Genomic DNA, 16,110 nt, shown 5'->3' on the forward strand with positions numbered 1-16,110 from the left:
CGCGGGTGGTTCGGTGGGGTCAGCGGGGGCGGTACGGCGGACTGCTCACCCCGCCAGCAGGGACGGTGCGGCGCCCAGCAGGGTCCGCGTGTACGCGTCCTCGGGGTTGCTGAAGACCTCCTCCGCCGGACCGTGCTCGACGAGCCGGCCGCGGTTCATCACCGCGATGTCGTCGGAGACGTACCGCACGGTCTGGATGTCGTGGGAGATGAAGACCATCGCCAGCCCGAGCTCGGACTTGATGTCGGCGAGCAGATTGAGGATCTGCGCGCGCACCGACACGTCGAGGGCCGACGTCGGCTCGTCGGCGACGATGACGTCCGGGTCGAGGACGAGGGCGCGGGCGATCGCCACGCGCTGGCGCTGACCGCCGGACAGCTGGGTGGGCAGCATGTCGAGGGCGGAGGTCGGCAGGCCGACGAGCTGGATGAGCTCGCGCACCCTCTCCACCCGCTCCTTGGCGCCGCCGATGCCGTGGACGTCCAGCGGGTCGCGCAGCGCGTCGCGGATGACCATGCGCGGGTTGAGCGCGGTGGCCGGGTCCTGGAAGACGGCGGACACGACGCGCCCGATCTCCTTGCGCTGGCGCGCGTTGCGCTTCCCGGTGAGACGGCCCTTGAAGAACACCTCGCCGGAGGTCGGCTGCTCGAGGCCGAGGAGGATGCGCGCCGTCGTCGTCTTCCCGCTGCCCGACTCCCCGACGATGCCGAGGGTGCGGCCGGGCATGACGCTGAGGCTCACGCCGTCGACGGCCTTGACCTTGACCGGCTTGAAGAGCGTGCCGGTGCGGGAGGAGTACACGACGCGGACGTCGCGCAGCTCGATGACCGGGGTCGTGTCACTCATCGCAGGGCTCCCGTCGTGAGGACCGGCGCGTCGTCGACGTGCGCGGCGTAGTAGTGCTCGGTGCCCTCGATGCGGCGGAGCACGGGCTTCTCGTCGAGGCCGACGTCGGGCCGCGAGGAGCGCGGCGCGAAGCGGTCGCCCTTGGGGAAGTCGCGCGGGGAGGGCACGGTGCCGGGCACCTGGTGGAGGCGGTCGGCACCGGACTCGATGGACAGCACCGCCCCGAGGAGGCCGCGGGTGTACTCGTGGACGGGCTCGGTGAGCAGGTCCCGGGTGGGGGCCTGCTCGACCACCTGGCCGGCGTACATGACGGTGATGCGGTGGGCGAGCTCGGCGACGAGCGCGAGGTCGTGGCTGATGAAGACCATCGCGAAGCCGAGCTTCTCGCGCAGCTCGTTGAGCAGGTCGATGACCTGCGCCTGGACGGTGACGTCCAGGGCCGTCGTGGGCTCGTCGGCGATGATGAGGCTCGGGTCGCGGGTGAGCGCCATGGCGATGAGCACGCGCTGGCGCTGGCCGCCGGAGAGCTCGTGCGGGTAGCTGCCCAGGGTGCGCTCGGGGTCGAGGCCGACGAGCTCGAGGAGCTCCTCCGCCGTGCGGGTCCCGCCGCGCTTGGTCAGCTGCTTCATCTGGGTGCGGATGAGCATCGAGGGGTTGAGCGAGCTGAGCGCGTCCTGGTAGACCATCGCGATGTGGTGGCCGCGCAGCGCGTTGCGCTCCTTGGCCGACATCGTCAGCAGGTCCTTGCCCTTGTAGAGGATCTCGCCGCTCACCTCGGCGCCGCGGTCGATGAGGCCCATGATCGTCAGACCGGTGATCGACTTGCCGCAGCCGGACTCGCCGACCAGCGCCATGGTCTCCCCGGGGCGGACCGTGAAGGAGACGTTGTCGACGATGTTGACGTCGCCGTGGCGCTCGGGGAAGCGGATGCACAGGTTGCGCACCTCGAGCAGCGGGGGCTCGTCGCGGTCGTAGACGAGGCGGTCGTCGCGGAGCAGCTCGACCTCGCGGAGCTTGGCGATCTGCTCCTCGAGGGAGGTGCCGGGGGCCGGGGCGTGGGTCGCGGCGGCGGCGCGCGCGGGGGCGGCGACCTCGTCGCGGGTGCTCAGGCCCTTGCCGGCGGCCTTGGGCGCGACCATCGCGTCGGTGAGGCCCTCGGAGAAGATGTTGAGGGCGAGCACCGTGATCATGATCGCCAGGCCCGGGAAGAAGGTCGCCCACCAGTAGCCGCTCATGACGAGGTCACGGCCGGCGGCGATGATGTTGCCCCACGAGGGGTCCGGGTCCGGCACGCCGGCCTGGATGAAGGACAGCGAGGCCTCGAAGATGATCGCGTCGGCCACGAGGACGGTCGCGAAGACCATGACGGGCGCGATCGTGTTGCGGGCGACGTGCTTGACGACGATCCACGGCGTCGAGGCGCCCATGACCTTCGTCGCGGCGACGTAGTCCTCCCCGTAGGCCGCGAGCACGTTGGCGCGGACGACGCGGGTGAGCTGCGGCGTGTAGAGGAAGGCGATCGTCAGGACGAGCACCGGCAGCGAGCGGCCGAGGACGCTGACGAAGACGGCGGCGAGGGCGATACCGGGGAAGGACATGACGATGTCCATGACCCGCATGATGACCTCGGAGAACCGCTTGCCCGTCGTCGCGGCCAGGGAGCCGAGGACCGCCGCGGCGACGAGCGCCACGAGCGTGGCCCCCAGGCCGATGACGAGGGAGTAGCGGGCGCCGTAGATCACGCGGGAGAAGATGTCGCGGCCCTGGCGGTCGGTGCCGAACCAGTTCTCGCCGCCCGGCGGCTGCACGGGGGCGCCGCTGGCGAGCGGGTCGTGGGTGGCGACGATCGGGGCGAGGATCGCCGCGAGGGCGACGAGGAGGACGACGCCGAGGGAGATCTTCGCGCCGGTGGGGAGGGCACCCAGGCGCAGGCCGGGCTGGGAGAGGCGTTCGGTGAGCTTGCGTCGCACGGTCACACCGTCCTGATCCGCGGGTTGACGAGCAGGTAGAGCAGGTCGACCACGATGTTGATGATGACGAAGGCGAGCGCCACGGTCAGGGTCACGCCCTGGACGATGTTCGGCTCGTTGGCCGTGACGCCGGAGAGGATGAGCGTGCCCATGCCGGGCAGCGCGAAGATGACCTCGATGACGACGGCGCCGCCCATCGCGTAGCCGATGCGCAGGCCGAGCACCGTGAGCGGGGTGATGAGGGCGTTGCGCAGGACGTTGCGCCCGACGACCTCAAGGCGGCTGACGCCGCCACCGATCGCGGTGCGCACGTAGTCCTTGTCGAGCTCCTCGACGACGGCGGTGCGCACGACGCGGGTGAGGGAGCCGGACAGCGGGAGGCCGACGGCGAAGGCCGGCAGCGCCATCCGGGCGAGGTAGCCGCCGGGATCGTCCCCGAAGTCGGGCAGCGGCCCGGAGCCGGGCAGCCAGCCCAGGCCGAGGGTGAAGCCCTGGATGAGGAGGACGGCGAGCCAGAAGGAGGGGGTGGCGAGCGAGACGATCGACAGGAGGCGGATCGCCTGGTCGGGCCAGCGGTCGCGGTAGAGCGCGGCGACGACGCCGAGGACGAAGGCCGCGACGATGCCGATCGACAGGCCGAGGAAGGTCAGCTGCAGGGTGATCGGGAAGGCGCGGACGATCTCGTCGATGACGGGCGCCTGCCGCGCGCTGTAGGTGCCGAAGTCGCCCTGGAGGAGCCCACCCAGGAAGAGCAGGTACCGGGTCCACAGCGGCTCGTTGAGGCCGTTGGCCTCCCGGTACGCCTCACGAGCCTCGACGGAGGCGCCCTCACCGAGGGCGTTGATCGCGGGGTCGACCGGCGAGAAGGACATCACGACGAAGACGAGCAGTGTGATGCCCAGGATCATGACGGGCAGCTGGAGGAGGCGCCGGCCCGTCAGGCGCAGCAGTGCGGTCACGCTCTGGGCTCCTTAGGTAGGTGGGGGCGGTGCGGCGGCCGGACCGGGGGGACCCGGCCGCCGCACCGGACGATCACTCGGCGACGACGCCGACGTCGAGGAAGGACAGCCCGGTCAGCGGCACGGGGGCGAAGCCGACGAGGTCCTCGCTGCTCCACGCGGTGGGCAGCTGACGGTGGAACAGCGGGTAGAGCACGGCCTGCTCCGCGATGAGGTCGAAGGCCGAGTTCCACAGCTCCTGCTGCTCGTCACCCTCGGTGCGCACGGCCTCGTCGAGGATCGAGGTCAGCTCGGCGTACTCGGGGGTGTCGTCCCAGCGGTAGCGGTCCGTGGGCCACACGTTGTCACCGAACCACCAGCGCATGAGGAGGTCGGGGTCGTTGCCGAAGACCGAGGGGTCACCGGGGGCGACCATGACCTCGAGCTCGCCGTTGTCCACCTTGGTGTACTGACCACCGGACTGGCCGATGTCGAGGGTGGTGTTGATCCCGACGGCGTCGAGGTCCTCCTTGATGAGCGGCGCGACGTCGGCCACCCAGCCGGTGTCGGTCGTGAGGAGGGTGATGTCGAGGGAGTCGACGCCCGCCTCGGCGAGCAGCTCCTGCGCCTTCTCGGGGTCGTAGGAGTAGACCGTCGCGGCCTCGTTGTAGTTCGGGTGGTCCTCGGGCAGGAAGCTCGTCGCGGCGGTGGCGTTGCCGAGCATGCCGGTCTCGATGATCGACTCGAGGTCCAGCGCGTAGTGGAAGGCCTGGCGCACGCGGACGTCGTCGAAGGGCTCGAGGTCGGTGTTGAACATCATGAAGAGCAGCCCGAAGGACTGGACCGACTCGACGTCGACCTGGCCCTCGAGGGACGGCAGGTCGATGTAGGGGACGTCCTCGATGGCGTGGACGGTGCCCGAGCTCATCGCCGTGACGCGCGCGGCGGCGTCGGAGAGGAGGTTCCAGTTCATGCCGGCGGCCTGGGCCGGGCGCGGGCCGGTGTAGTCGTCGAAGCGCTCGAAGGTGATCGCGTCGTCCGGGGTGGCGGAGGTCATGACGTACGGACCGGTGCCGGTGGGCAGCGCGTTGAAGGCCTCCGGGTCGGCCTCGACGACGGCCTGCGGGACGATCTTGACGACCGACAGGCGCTCGGGGGTGAGGCTGAAGGGGTGGGCGAGGTTGATCTGGACGGTGCTCTCGTCCACCGCCTCGACCGACTCGATGAAGTTGATGAAGCTGACGTAGAGGGAGTTGTTCGCCGGGTCCATGACCCGCTCGAAGCTGTAGACGACGTCCTCGGTGGTCACCGGGTCGCCGTTGTGGAAGACCGCACCGTCGCGGAGGGTGACCTGCCACGTGGTGTCGTCGATCTGCTCGGGCAGGTCCGCACCGAGGGCGGCGTAGACCTCGCGGGTCACCGGGTCGAGCTCGGTGAGGCCCTCGAGGGTGTGCCAGTTGGCGGCGACGGTGACGGCGCCGGAGGTCGTCATCGGGTCGAAGCCGCCGCTGAGCGGGTACGAGATGCCCGCCTCGATGATGGCGTCGGGGTCGATCTCTCCGGCGGGGGCCTGCGAGCCGGAGGCGTCACCCGCCGGCTCGTCGGCGTCGCCGCCACCGCACGCGGTGAGGGCGAGGGCGCCGGCGAGGACGGCGGCGGTGATGCCAGCCGTCCGGCGCGAGCGGGTGAAGGATGGTGTCCGCATGAGCTCTCCTATGAGACAGATGACGTCTGATGTCTGACGTAGTAGGGTGACCCTAGACTCAGCGACGGCGAAAGGTCAAGGCATGGCGATCACGGCACGGTCACGATCGACCGGTAGCGCCCACGGGTCCGCGGGGAGGCGGCCGACAACGGCCGACAAGATCAAGGACCTCATCCTCGCGAACGGGCTCAAGCCCGGGGACAGCCTCCCCACGGAGTCCGAGCTCTGCGACCTCCTCGGGGTGTCCCGGTCCAACGTCCGCGAGGCGGTCCGCACGCTGACGACGCTCAACATCGTCACCGTCCGCCACGGCCACGGCACCTTCGTCGGTGACATGAGCCTGGACGCGCTCGTCGAGTCCCTCGTCTTCCGCGGCGTGCTCATCCCGGGCGACGACCTGCGCGCGCTGCGGGACATCGTCGAGGTGCGCCAGGCGCTGGACATGGCGATGGCGCAGCAGGTGACGGCGAGCTTGCGCGGCACCTACAACCAGGACCTGCACGACCTCGTCGACGAGATGGTCGCGATCGCCTCCCGCGGGGAGATGTTCCCCGCCCAGGACCGCGCCTTCCACACCTCCCTCCTCGCCCGGATCGACAACGTCCTCGTCGGCCAGCTCGTCGGCGCCTTCTGGGACGTCCACACCGCGGTCATGCCCAGCCTCGGGGTCAGCCCCTCGGCCGACATGGTGCAGACGGCGATGGCGCACGGGGACATGCTCCGCGCCGCCGAGGAGGGCGACGCCGAGGCCTTCATCGCCTCGGTCGGGCGCCACTACGAGCCGATCGTCCGCACGCTGGAGGGAGTGCGACCGGCGCGCACCCCGGCCACCGGCCAGGACCAGGCATGACGGCGCTCGTCACCGTCGTCGGGACGGGCGCCTTCGCCCGCGAGCACCTCCTCGCGCTGCGGCAGGTGCCGCGGCTGCGGGTCGCGTGGGTCGCGGGCAGCGACCTCGCCCGCGCGGAGGAGCTGGCCAGCCTGGTCGGCGCGCGCGCCACGACCGACGTCCGCGCCGCCGTCACGGACCCGGACGTCGCCGCCGTCGACGTCGTCAACGCCACGCCCGGGCACGCGCCGTGGACGATCGCCGCCGGCCGGGCCGGCAAGCACGTCCACGTCGACAAGCCCGCGGCCCTGTCCCTCGCCCAGCTCGACGCGATGGTCGACGCGACCGCCGGCACGAGCCTCATGGTGGGGCAGACGGTGCGCTTCCAGCCCGCCGTGCGCCGCCTGGCCGCGGCCGCCCGGGGCGGGAGCATCGGGGACCCCCGGCTCCTCCACATCACCTGGTACACCGGGCACGCGTGGCCCGGCGGGTGGCGCAGCTGGCAGCTCGACCCGACGCTCTCCGGCGGGCACCCCGTGCACAACGGCACCCACATCGTCGACGCCGCGACCTGGCTCCTCGGGTCCGCCCCCACCGAGGTCTTCGCCCGCGGGGTGCGGACCTTCTCCCCCGACATGGAGTCCCCCGACTCCTTCCAGGTGCAGCTGCGCACGGCGGACGGCTCGCTGGCCACGCTCGAGCTGTGCTACGCCCTGCGCCAGCGCGGGGACATGCTCCGCCGCGTCGTCCTCGTCGGGACCGGGGGCACGCTGAGCCACACGACGGAGAACGAGCCGGGCCTCACGTCCGACGCCGCGCGCCCCGCTCCCCTGTCCCTCGACGGCGCGCTGCGCGACCAGCTCGCCCACTGGGCAGACGTCGTCACCGGCGCAGCCGAGCCCCTCGTCCGGGCCGACGAGGTGCGGGCCACCCTCGCGGGCGCGCTCGCCGCCCAGCGCTCGCTCGTCACCGGCCGGCGCGTCCACGTCACCGAGATCGAGGGCGACCCCGTCGTGGGGGCCGCCGCCGTCGTCGAGGAGGTCCAGTGATGGTGCTGCGAGTCGGTGTCCTGTCCGCGGTGCGCCACGCCACGGACTACCTCCGCATCCTCGGGCAGCACCCGCGGGTGGAGCTCGTCGCCGTGGCCGAGGAGCCCTCGGCGCCCGACTGGGTGCGCGGCGACTCCCGCGCCGCGGCCGAGCGGGCCGGGGTGCGCTACACCGAGGTCGTCGAGGAGATCCTCGACCCGCAGCGGGTCGACCTCGTCGTCGTCTGCGGCGCGCCCACCCGCCACGCGCGGCTCGCCCTCGCGGCGCTGCTCGCCGGCGTCGACGTCCTCGTCGACAAGCCCGTGGCGACGACGCTCGACGACGCCGACGCGCTCGTCGCGGCCGCGGAGGCGAGCGGGCGCGTGTGCGCCGTCGTCAACCGGACCCACGCGCCCGCCCTGCGCCGCACGCGGGCCTGGGTGGACGCCGGCCACGTCGGCCTGCCGCGGCACGTCGACATGGAGTTCCTCGCCTCGGGTGCGCACTTCGCCACCTCGGTCGAGCGGCCCGAGCTCGTCGTCGACCCGGCACTGTCGGGCGGCGGGGAGGTCCTCAACTTCCTCGGCTACTGCGTCGACGCCATCGGCTACCTCACCGGCCTGCCGGTGCTCGAGGTGCACGCCTTCACCGGCGCGCTGTTCTCCGAGCTCCACGCCGAGCACGACGTCGAGGACAGCGCCGTCGTCAGCCTGCTCCTCGACCGCGGGGTCACCGCCACGGTGACGCTGGGGCGGGTCCCCTTCGCCCCGGGCACGACACCGACGACGAGCTCGCTGCGCCTGCTCGGCTCGCACGGCCACGCGGTCGCCGACGACGACAAGCCGGCCGTCGCCCTCTTCGGCCCCGACGGCGCAGGGGCGCTCGTCGCCGACGCCGGGCAGGTGGCCCTCGAGCGCTACCTCCACCACGTCGTCGAGTCGCTGCTCGCCGGCGAGGTCCCGGACTACACGGTGCACGAGGCCCGGGACGCGATCGCCGTCATCGACGCCGCCTACCGCTCGGCCCGCAGCGGCGACGTCGTCGCGCTCAGCCACGCCGCACCGCCGGCGCCCACCGCCGGTCCGCACCTCGCGGGCTGAGGCCCGGCGGGGGGCGCGCTCAGTCGCGCCGCGCCTCCCGCCGGGGCCCGCCGTATCTCTTGTGGACGGCCTGCTTGGAGACCCCGAGCAGGACGGCGATCTCGGCCCAGGTGAGCCCGCTCGCACGGGCCCGCCGCACGAGCAGGGCCTCGCGCCGGTCGGCCTGACGGCGCAGCTCGGCGAGGGCGTGGAGGGCGGTGACGACGTCGCCGTCGTCGTCGGCGGACAGGGCGAGCGCACTCATGGTGACCTCCTCGGGACCGGTCATGCCGTCAACCTACGTTGACGCAACCGGCTCGTCAACCCAGGTTGACGCCGGCCGCCTCCGGCACCCTCGTCGCCTCATGTGCCGTCCAGCCCAGCGCCGGGGCCACCTCCGCCGCGAGGAGCTCGACCGAGCGGAGCACCTCGGGGTGCGGTGGGTCGACGGAGTGGACCTGGAAGGACAGGTGGGTCGCCCGCGCGACGGCCGGGTCGGCGAGCAGCCCGGCAGTGACGGTTGCCGGCGTCCCCACGTGCGAGTCGGTCGCCGCGACGAGCTCGGCCGTCGACAGGCCCGCGACGGACCGTCCCGTCATCCGCCCGACGAGCGGCGCGACCCGCCGCAGGCCCGACTCGGCGAGCTCGGCGGCCCGCCGCTCGTCGTCGGTGACGACGACGGTGCGGGCCACGCTGACCCGCGGCGCCACCCCGGCGGGCAGGTGCTCGAGGTAGGCGTCCACGAGCCGCTCCTGGAGGGACCCGAGGCCGAGGTCCGGCTCGTCCGCGGGCCGCGGCTGGGTGCGCGAGAGCATGAGCCCGTAGCCCCGGCGCCCCGCCTCCACGGCCCACGGCTCGGAGAAGGTCCCGATCCACACGCGGTCGGCGAGCGTCCCGCCCGGCGGGTACAGCGGGCGCCCGCCCGCGAGCGGCTCCCCCCGCAGCGCCGCCTCGAGCCGGTCGAGCTTGGCCGTGAACACGGCGTGCCGGTCGGCGAAGTCGAGGCCGGCGGCGGCGAAGGCGTCCGGTGACCCTCCCGACGCGAGGCCCAGCTCCACCCGTCCCCCGCTCAGCTGGTCGAGGACGGCGGCGTCCTCCGCCACGCGCACCGGGTCCTCGAGCGCGAGGGTGATGACGCCGGTGGTGAGCCGGACCCGGGACGTCACCGCCGCCGCGTGGGCGAGCAGGACGAGGGGCGAGGGCAGGCCGCCCTCGCTGCCGTCGTAGTGGTGCTGGGCGACGGCGACGGCGTCGAGGCCGGCGTCCTCCGCGGCGCGCACCTGCTCGAGGGCCAGCCGGTAGCGCTCCGCCGGCGGGGCGTCGTCGAGGACCCGCGTGAAGAAGCCGAGCTGGGGGCGGGTCACGAGCGCCTCCTCGCGGGGACCTCGGGCTCGCCGAGGGAGAGCATGAGCCGGTTGGCCCAGTTGAAGAAGGCGGCCCCGCCGATGACGTCGAGGATCTCGTCGTCGCCCAAGCCCGCCGCCCGCAGCCGCTCGACGTGGCCGGGACCGAAGCGCACCGGCGTCGCCGTCAGTGCCTCGGCGGCGGCGACGATCGACTCCCACCGCTCGCCGAGCGCCGCGCCCGTCCCCTCGTCGAGGAGACGGTCGACGTCCTCGGGACGTCCGGCGAGCCGGGCCGCGGCCCGCGCGTGGACGGAGGCGCAGAAGACGCAGCCGTTGACGCGGGAGGCCGCCGCCGCCGCAAGCTCGCGCTCGGCGCGGGGCAGGCCGCCGTCCTCGGTGTAGAAGATGTCGTTGTCCAGGCGGGTGCGTGCCCCGAGCAGCTCGGGGTCGCGGGCGAGCAGCCGGAAGTAGGCGAAGTCCGCCCGGCCGCGCTCGACGAGGCCCGCGTAGTGACGCTCGGTGAGCTCCTCCGTGGCGAGCGGCTCAAGCCAGGGCACCCAGCCCAGCGGCTCGCGTGTGAAGGCCTCGGGGCGGTCGAGCTCGGGGTGGGTCATCGCGGGGCTCCCGGGGTGGCGTGGAGGACGGACAGGCCGGCGGCGGCGCGCAGCTGGTAGGCGAGGAACGCGACGAGCTGGGAGAGGGTGACGGTCGCGTCCACCGTCCAGCCGGCGGCGAGGAGTCGCTCGAGTACGTCCGGGCGGGCGTCGCGGGGGTGCAGGACGAGGAGCCGGGTGTGCTCGAGGGCGGCGGACAGCCGCTCCCCCAGCGCCTCCCGGGCGACGACCCGGTACCCCTCGACGGGGACGGACTCCTCGGCCAGCCCCGGCTCCCGGTACGTCCCCACCGGGCCGTCGACGGCGGCCGTCCCGGCCTCCGCCGCGAGCGTCGCCGCAAGCGCGTCGGAGCCTCCGGCCGCGAGCAGCGCTCGCCGGTAGTGGGAGACCGCCCGCTCGTCGCGGTGCAGCTCCGCCACGAAGACGGCGACCGCGAGCCGGTCGAGGACCGACAGCTCGCCGTCGTCCTCGGGGGCGAAGAGCAGCCGGTAGGTGAGCTGCGCGTTCTCCCGTGCGGCGGGCCGCAGGTCCCGCAGCGCGTCGACGGCGCCGCCGGCGGGGATCCCGGCGAGCTCGCGCAGGACGTCGGCGGTGCCGGCGGGCGCCCGGGTGTGGTCGAGGACGTGGGTCATGGCTCTCTCCTGGTGGCATGGACGGCGGGGACGGCGTCGAGCAGCTCGCGGGTGTACTCGTGCCGAGGTGCGTGGAAGATATCGGCGGTGGTGCCGCTCTCCACGACCCGGCCGCGCTGCATGACGGTGACGGTGTCGGAGACCTGGCGGACGACGCCGAGGTCGTGGGAGATGAATAGGTAGGTGAGGCCGCGCTCGCGCTGGAGCTCGGCGAGCAGGTCGAGGATCTGTGCCTGCACGCTGACGTCGAGCGCCGACACCGGCTCGTCGAGGACGACGACGCCCGGGTCCAGCACGAGCGCCCGGGCGATCGCCACACGCTGGCGCTGCCCGCCGCTGAGCTCCCGCGGCCGGCGCCCGTGCAGCTCGGGGCCGAGGGCCACGCGCTCGAGGAGCGCCGCCGCCCTCGCCCGCCGCTCCCGCCGGCCGCCGAGGCGGAAGTTGCGCAGCGGCTCGGTGACGATGTCGAGGACGGTCATCCGGGGGTCGAGGGACCCGAAGGGGTTCTGGTAGACGAGCTGGACCTGCCGGCGCCACTGGCGGCGCACCTCGCCGCGCAGCGAGGCGACGTCGGTGCCGTGGACGAGCGCGGTGCCGCTGGTCGCCGTCTCCAGCCCGAGGAGGATGCGCGCCGTCGTCGACTTGCCCGAACCGGACTCCCCGACGACGGCGTGGGTCGTCCCGGCCGGCACGGTGAGGCTGACGTCGTGGACGGCGCGCACGTGCTGCCCGCCGCGGCCGGTGAAGTCCTTGGAGACCGAGCGCAGCTCGACGGCCGGGACCGCACCGGGCGGGGGCACCGGCGGGACCGGGCGCAGCGGGGCCGGGTTGAGCGCGGGTGCGTCACGCACGAGGCGCCGCGTGTAGTCGCTGCGTGGCGCGCCGACCACCTCGCCGGCGGGTCCAGTGTCGACCACCCGCCCGCCCTGCATGACGACGACCCGGTCGGCGCGCTCGGCGGCCGCGGCGAGGTCGTGGGTGACGAGGAGGACCCCGGTGCCGTCCTGCGTGCGCAGCTCGTCGAGCAGGTCGAGGATGCGCCGCTGGACGGTGACGTCCAGGGCGCTCGTCGGCTCGTCGGCGATGAGGAGGTCGGGCTGCAGGGCGAGCGCCGCGGCGATGAGCACCCGCTGGCGCATGCCGCCGGACAGCTCGTGGGGGTAGGCGCGGGCGACGCGCGCGCCCGGCAGGCCGACCCGCTCGAGCAGCTCGGTGACCCGTGCGCGCAGCACGCCCTCGTCCCGCTCGCCGTGCACGCGCAGGGTCTCGGCGACCTGCCAGCCCACGGTCCGCAGCGGGTCCAGGGAGCTGCCCGGGTCCTGCGGCACCAGGCCGACGCGTCGGCCGCGCACCTCCTGCAGCCGCTTGTCCGACCACCCGCGGATGTCGGTGCCGTGCAGGAGGACCTGCCCGGAGCGGACCGTGGCGGCGGGTGGGAGAAGGCCGAGGACGGCGTGCGCCGTCGTCGTCTTGCCTGAGCCGGTCTCCCCCACGACGGCCACCACCTCCCCTGGCGCGACGGTGAGGCTGACGCCGTCGACGGCGGTGTGCTGCTCGCCGCGGCGGGTGCGGTAGGTGACGGTGAGGTCGCGGACGTCGAGGAGGCTCATCGCTCGCTCCCCAGGAAGCGGCTGACCCGGTTGACCGAGAGCACGACGGCGACGATCACCAGGCCTGGCAGCGTCGTCACCCACCAGGCGGCAGCGAGCAGGTCGCGGCCCTGCGCGATGATCATCCCCCACTCCGGGTCCGGCGGGGTGACGCCGTAGCCGAGGAAGCCGAGGGTGGACAGGGCGAGGATCGCGGCGCCCAGCTGCATGGCCGCGAGCGCGACGACCGGCCGCAACGAGTTGCGCAGCACGTGGCGCCACAGCACCGACAGCACCCGTCCGCCGCTGCCGTAGGCGGCCTCGACGTACTCGGTGGCGCGCACCTGGACCACCTCGGCCCGCACGAGCCGGGCGAAGCCCGCCACCGCGCCCACGCCGACGGCGAGCGCCGCGTTGACGGTGCCCGGGCCGAGGAGGACCACGACGGTGAGGGCGAGCAGCAGGCCGGGGATCGCGAGGAGGACGTCGACGACCCGCATGAGGGCCTCCTCGACGATCCCGCCGACGGTCCCGGCCACCACCCCGAGGACGGTGCCGGCGGTGAGGCCGACGGTGACGGCGACGAGCGCGCCGGCGAGCGACTCCCGGGCCCCGTGGACGACGCGGGAGAAGAGGTCGCGCCCGTTGGCGTCCGTTCCGAAGAGGTGCTCGCCGCCCGGGGCCTGGAGCCCGGCACCGACGCTCGAGTACGCGTCGAAGGGGGCGAGGACGCCCGGCAGCAGGGCCCATGCCAGCACCGTGGCGATGACGGCCCACGCGAGCACGAGCCCGACGGGCACGATCCGGCGCCGGCGCGCCACGGGTGCCGGCGTCGCAGCGACGGTGACCGGCGGGGCGGCGGGCGGACGGGTGGTCGTCGCGGTCATGACCGCGCTCCTTCCAGCGGCGTGGTGACGGCGGGCGCGACGACGACGGCGGGTGGCTCCGCCGTCGTCGTCCTCGCCCGGCGCAGACGGGGGTCGAGGACGGGGTAGAGGAGGTCGACGGCGAGGTTGACCGTGACGAAGGCGAGCGCCGCGACGAGGACGATCGCCTGGATGACCGGCAGGTCCTGCGCCGCGACGGCGAGGTTGGTCAGCCGGCCCAGGCCGTCGCGGCCGAAGACGGACTCGGTGACGACCGAGCCGGCGATGAGCTCGGCGACGAGGAGGCCGCTGATCGTGAGGACGGGCAGCAGGGAGTTGCGGGCGGTGTGCCGGCTCAGCGTCCACCACCGCGAGGCGCCCTTCGCCTCGACGACGTGGACGAAGGGCCGGGTGGCGACGTCGTCGAGGGTGCGCAGGACGATCTGGGCGAGCGGCGCGCTGACCGGGACCGCGAGGGTGAGGACGGGCAGCACGAGCTCCTGCCAGCCCTCGGCGCCGATGACCGGCACCCACCCGAGACGGAAGGAGAATACCTGGAGCAGGACGATGCCGAGCCAGAACGCAGGGACGGACACGAACAGCGACGGGACCGAGGTGATCGCGTTGTGCAGCCACGGGCGGCGGGAGAGGCCCGCCGCCAGCGCCAGGGCGACGGCGAGCGCCGCGGCCACGACGAAGGCGAGCGACGCGAGCTGCAGCGTGGCGGGCAGGGCCGCCGAGATGCGGTCGAGGACGGGGGTGGCCGTCTCGACCGAGTAGCCCAGGTCCCCCCGCAGCGTCCCCGCCAGGGCGTGGACGTACTGGAGGACGAGCGGGTCGTCGACGCGGTAGTACTCGCGGATGGCGGCGATCTGGTCCGCGCTCAGGCCGAGCTCGGGGTTCTCGAACTTGATGATGATCCCGTCCCCGGGCAGCGCCCCGAGGAGGAGGAAGGACAGCGTGTAGGCGGCCCACAGGACGAGGAGGGCCTGGCCCACCCGTCCCGCGACGTAGCGGGCGCTCACCGCTCCTCCACCCACGTGTCGTACAGGCGCAGGCGTCCGACCGGCTCCCAGCCCAGACCGTGGACGTGCGGTCCGGCGGCGTAGGTCTGGGGCATGTCGTACAGCGGGATGGTGAGGGCGTTGTCGACGAGGTACTCCTGCACCTCGGCGGCCTTGGCGTAGCGCTCCTCCGTACCGGGCAGGGAGGTGATCTCCTCGAGCAGCCCGTCGAGGGTCTCGTCGGTGGAGAGGAGGTAGTCGCGCTGGCTGCTGTGGAAGGCGCTGTACAGGACATCGGGGTCGACGCGGCCGACGTGGCTGATGAGCACCCCGACGTCGTCGGGATCCTGCTGGCGCTGGACGGCGGTGGCGGGGTCGGGCAGCTCGATGTGGAGCTTGGCGCCGACCGCCTCCCACTGTTGGGCGACGAGCTCGGCGGTCTCCTGGCCGAGCGGGAAGACCGCCCCGACGATCGTCGTCAGCTCCAGGCGGAGGCCGTCCTTCTCCCGGATGCCGTCCGGGCCGCGCTCCCAGCCGGCCTCGTCGAGCAGCCGGTTCGCCTCGTCCGGGTCCGCGGCGAGCCTGTCGGACAGGTCGGTGTACCCGGTGGCGCCGGAGCTGAGCGGCGAGGTCGCGACCGGGTAGTTCTCCGTGAAGAGCGTGTCGACGATCGCGGCCGTGTCCGTGGCCTTGAGCAGCGCCTGGCGGACGGGCAGCTCGGTGAGGACGGGGTTGTCGGCGCGGAGCGCGATCTGGGGGCTGACGCCGTTGGTCTGCGGGGCGTACAGCTGGTAGCCCGCCGCCTCGATGGTCGGCTCGTCGTAGGCCTGGACCGAGCGCACGGCGTCGGCCTGTCCGGACGTGAGGGCGCCGATCCGGACGGAGTCCTCGGGCGTGACGACGATGTGGATCTCGTCGAGGTAGGCGCGGCCCTGGTGCTCCAGGTGCGGGGGCGCCCAGTCGTAGTCCTCGCGCACGCTGAGCGTGTACTCCTGCTCGGGGACGACCTCGGTGACGGTGAAGGGCCCGGTCGCGACGACGTTCTCGAGCTGGCACTGCTCCTCGTAGGGCAGCTCGTAGGTCGTGGGGCCGACGATCGCGGCGCCGACGACGGAGGTCGCCTGGAGGAAGCCGGGCACGGGGGCGTCGAAGGTGAAGGCGACGGTGTGCTCGTCGCGGACCTCGGAGCCGGCGTAGTTCGAGACGAACTCCTGGGCGGCCAGACCGAGCTCCTCGTCCCCCAGCCCGAGGTGGTCGAAGTTCGCCGCGACGTGCTCCGCTGTCAGCGGGGTGCCGTCGGAGAAGGTGACGTCGTCGCGCAGGTGAAAGACGTACTCGGTGGCGTCCTCGGACACGTCCCAGGACTCGGCGAGCCACGGGTGGATCTCGCGGGTCTCGGGGTCCTGGTAGGTGAGCTTGTCGGCGATCTGGTTGAGCACCGTCGCCACCGGGTAGTAGCCGGAGCCGCCCGCGTAGAAGCACGTGGGGAACTGGTACTCGAGGAAGGTGAGCGTCCCGCCCTCCCGGGGTGCGCCGTCGTCGGCGGCCGCCTGGGTGGTGGGGCCGGCGTTGCCGCTACAGGCGGCGAGGACCAGGGTCGCGGCGGCAGCGGTGGCTGCGGCGAGCGTGCGGCGACGGGTGGTGCGCATCGGGCGGTCCTCTCG

15 protein-coding genes are annotated in these 16,110 nt (G+C 73.5%); 3 read left to right on the forward strand and 12 right to left on the reverse strand.

Annotated features, from left to right (window positions below; all coding sequences use genetic code 11):
• Nucleotides 1-45: 45 nt before the first annotated feature.
• The 4 genes from AA0005_RS14970 to AA0005_RS14985 all read right to left on the reverse strand — a co-directional run bounded on the left by AA0005_RS14970 (nucleotide 46) and on the right by AA0005_RS14985 (nucleotide 5,459).
• Nucleotides 46-846, reverse strand: a complete 801-nt coding sequence (locus AA0005_RS14970; protein WP_413450927.1) for an ATP-binding cassette domain-containing protein — start codon at nucleotides 844-846, stop codon at nucleotides 46-48.
• The gene (locus AA0005_RS14975) at nucleotides 843-2,816 is read right to left on the reverse strand and encodes a dipeptide/oligopeptide/nickel ABC transporter permease/ATP-binding protein (RefSeq protein WP_413450928.1); all 1,974 of its coding nucleotides are present in this window, start codon (nucleotides 2,814-2,816) and stop codon (nucleotides 843-845) included. Before AA0005_RS14975 ends, AA0005_RS14970 begins: the two co-directional genes overlap by 4 nt.
• 2 nt (nucleotides 2,817-2,818) lie before the next feature.
• The gene (locus AA0005_RS14980) at nucleotides 2,819-3,775 is read right to left on the reverse strand and encodes an ABC transporter permease (protein ID WP_413450929.1); all 957 of its coding nucleotides are present in this window, start codon (nucleotides 3,773-3,775) and stop codon (nucleotides 2,819-2,821) included.
• 73 nt (nucleotides 3,776-3,848) lie between these two features.
• A complete protein-coding gene (locus AA0005_RS14985) occupies nucleotides 3,849-5,459 on the reverse strand; it encodes an ABC transporter substrate-binding protein (protein ID WP_413450930.1) in 1,611 nt (536 codons plus the stop codon).
• A gap of 82 nt (nucleotides 5,460-5,541) precedes the next feature.
• Between AA0005_RS14985 and AA0005_RS14990 the strand changes: the two genes are divergently transcribed.
• Genes AA0005_RS14990 through AA0005_RS15000 form a run of 3 tightly spaced genes read left to right on the forward strand, consistent with a single transcriptional unit; the run spans nucleotide 5,542 to nucleotide 8,416 of the window.
• The gene (locus AA0005_RS14990) at nucleotides 5,542-6,309 is read left to right on the forward strand and encodes a FadR/GntR family transcriptional regulator (RefSeq protein WP_413450931.1); all 768 of its coding nucleotides are present in this window, start codon (nucleotides 5,542-5,544) and stop codon (nucleotides 6,307-6,309) included.
• Nucleotides 6,306-7,337: a Gfo/Idh/MocA family protein gene (locus tag AA0005_RS14995; RefSeq protein ID WP_413450932.1), complete on the forward strand. Its 1,032-nt coding sequence runs from the start codon at nucleotides 6,306-6,308 to the stop codon at nucleotides 7,335-7,337. Before AA0005_RS14990 ends, AA0005_RS14995 begins: the two co-directional genes overlap by 4 nt.
• Nucleotides 7,337-8,416, forward strand: coding sequence for a Gfo/Idh/MocA family protein (locus AA0005_RS15000; RefSeq protein WP_413450933.1), 1,080 nt, complete (start codon nucleotides 7,337-7,339; stop codon nucleotides 8,414-8,416). Before AA0005_RS14995 ends, AA0005_RS15000 begins: the two co-directional genes overlap by 1 nt.
• A 19-nt stretch (nucleotides 8,417-8,435) precedes the next feature.
• Here AA0005_RS15000 and AA0005_RS15005 read toward each other — a convergent pair whose 3' ends face one another.
• From AA0005_RS15005 to AA0005_RS15040, 8 genes are read right to left on the reverse strand one after another with little or no spacing between them, the layout of a single operon-like run.
• Nucleotides 8,436-8,684, reverse strand: coding sequence for an ECF-type sigma factor (locus AA0005_RS15005; RefSeq protein WP_413450934.1), 249 nt, complete (start codon nucleotides 8,682-8,684; stop codon nucleotides 8,436-8,438).
• Nucleotides 8,685-8,715: 31 nt separating this feature from the next.
• Nucleotides 8,716-9,759 carry a putative FMN-dependent luciferase-like monooxygenase gene (locus AA0005_RS15010; protein WP_413450935.1) on the reverse strand — a complete coding sequence of 348 codons (1,044 nt, stop codon included), beginning with the start codon at nucleotides 9,757-9,759 and terminating at the stop codon, nucleotides 8,716-8,718.
• A complete protein-coding gene (locus tag AA0005_RS15015; RefSeq protein ID WP_413450936.1) occupies nucleotides 9,756-10,355 on the reverse strand; it encodes an alkylhydroperoxidase domain protein in 600 nt (199 codons plus the stop codon). The genes AA0005_RS15010 and AA0005_RS15015 overlap by 4 nt, the downstream gene beginning before the upstream one ends.
• Nucleotides 10,352-10,987 (reverse strand): CMD domain protein, encoded by a 636-nt coding sequence (locus AA0005_RS15020; RefSeq protein ID WP_413450937.1) that lies wholly within the window; start codon nucleotides 10,985-10,987, stop codon nucleotides 10,352-10,354. Before AA0005_RS15020 ends, AA0005_RS15015 begins: the two co-directional genes overlap by 4 nt.
• Nucleotides 10,984-12,597, reverse strand: a complete 1,614-nt coding sequence (locus AA0005_RS15025) for a dipeptide ABC transporter ATP-binding protein (protein WP_413450938.1) — start codon at nucleotides 12,595-12,597, stop codon at nucleotides 10,984-10,986. The genes AA0005_RS15020 and AA0005_RS15025 overlap by 4 nt, the downstream gene beginning before the upstream one ends.
• Nucleotides 12,594-13,463 (reverse strand): ABC transporter permease, encoded by an 870-nt coding sequence (locus AA0005_RS15030; RefSeq protein WP_413450939.1) that lies wholly within the window; start codon nucleotides 13,461-13,463, stop codon nucleotides 12,594-12,596. The genes AA0005_RS15025 and AA0005_RS15030 overlap by 4 nt, the downstream gene beginning before the upstream one ends.
• Complete coding sequence (locus AA0005_RS15035) at nucleotides 13,460-14,467, reverse strand: ABC transporter permease (protein ID WP_413450940.1); 1,008 nt, start codon at nucleotides 14,465-14,467, stop codon at nucleotides 13,460-13,462. Before AA0005_RS15035 ends, AA0005_RS15030 begins: the two co-directional genes overlap by 4 nt.
• Nucleotides 14,464-16,095, reverse strand: coding sequence for a TIGR04028 family ABC transporter substrate-binding protein (locus AA0005_RS15040; protein ID WP_413450941.1), 1,632 nt, complete (start codon nucleotides 16,093-16,095; stop codon nucleotides 14,464-14,466). The genes AA0005_RS15035 and AA0005_RS15040 overlap by 4 nt, the downstream gene beginning before the upstream one ends.
• Between the last annotated feature and the right edge of the window lie 15 nt (nucleotides 16,096-16,110).

The sequence above is a fragment of the Georgenia phoenicis genome (assembly GCF_047302425.1).
In the GTDB taxonomy this organism is placed as follows: domain Bacteria; phylum Actinomycetota; class Actinomycetes; order Actinomycetales; family Actinomycetaceae; genus Oceanitalea.

Bases quoted from the DNA above. Each gene is read 5' to 3' on its own strand.
- AA0005_RS14970 (WP_413450927.1), bottom strand. From the start codon at position 846: ATGAGTGACACGACCCCGGTCATCGAGCTGCGCGACGTCCGCGTCGTG.
- AA0005_RS14985 (WP_413450930.1), bottom strand. From the start codon at position 5,459: ATGCGGACACCATCCTTCACCCGCTCGCGCCGGACGGCTGGCATCACC.
- AA0005_RS14990 (WP_413450931.1), top strand. From the start codon at position 5,542: ATGGCGATCACGGCACGGTCACGATCGACCGGTAGCGCCCACGGGTCC.
- AA0005_RS14995 (WP_413450932.1), top strand. From the start codon at position 6,306: ATGACGGCGCTCGTCACCGTCGTCGGGACGGGCGCCTTCGCCCGCGAG.
- AA0005_RS15000 (WP_413450933.1), top strand. From the start codon at position 7,337: ATGGTGCTGCGAGTCGGTGTCCTGTCCGCGGTGCGCCACGCCACGGAC.
- AA0005_RS15005 (WP_413450934.1), bottom strand. From the start codon at position 8,684: ATGACCGGTCCCGAGGAGGTCACCATGAGTGCGCTCGCCCTGTCCGCC.
- AA0005_RS15015 (WP_413450936.1), bottom strand. From the start codon at position 10,355: ATGACCCACCCCGAGCTCGACCGCCCCGAGGCCTTCACACGCGAGCCG.
- AA0005_RS15020 (WP_413450937.1), bottom strand. From the start codon at position 10,987: ATGACCCACGTCCTCGACCACACCCGGGCGCCCGCCGGCACCGCCGAC.
- AA0005_RS15025 (WP_413450938.1), bottom strand. From the start codon at position 12,597: ATGAGCCTCCTCGACGTCCGCGACCTCACCGTCACCTACCGCACCCGC.
- AA0005_RS15030 (WP_413450939.1), bottom strand. From the start codon at position 13,463: ATGACCGCGACGACCACCCGTCCGCCCGCCGCCCCGCCGGTCACCGTC.
- AA0005_RS15040 (WP_413450941.1), bottom strand. From the start codon at position 16,095: ATGCGCACCACCCGTCGCCGCACGCTCGCCGCAGCCACCGCTGCCGCC.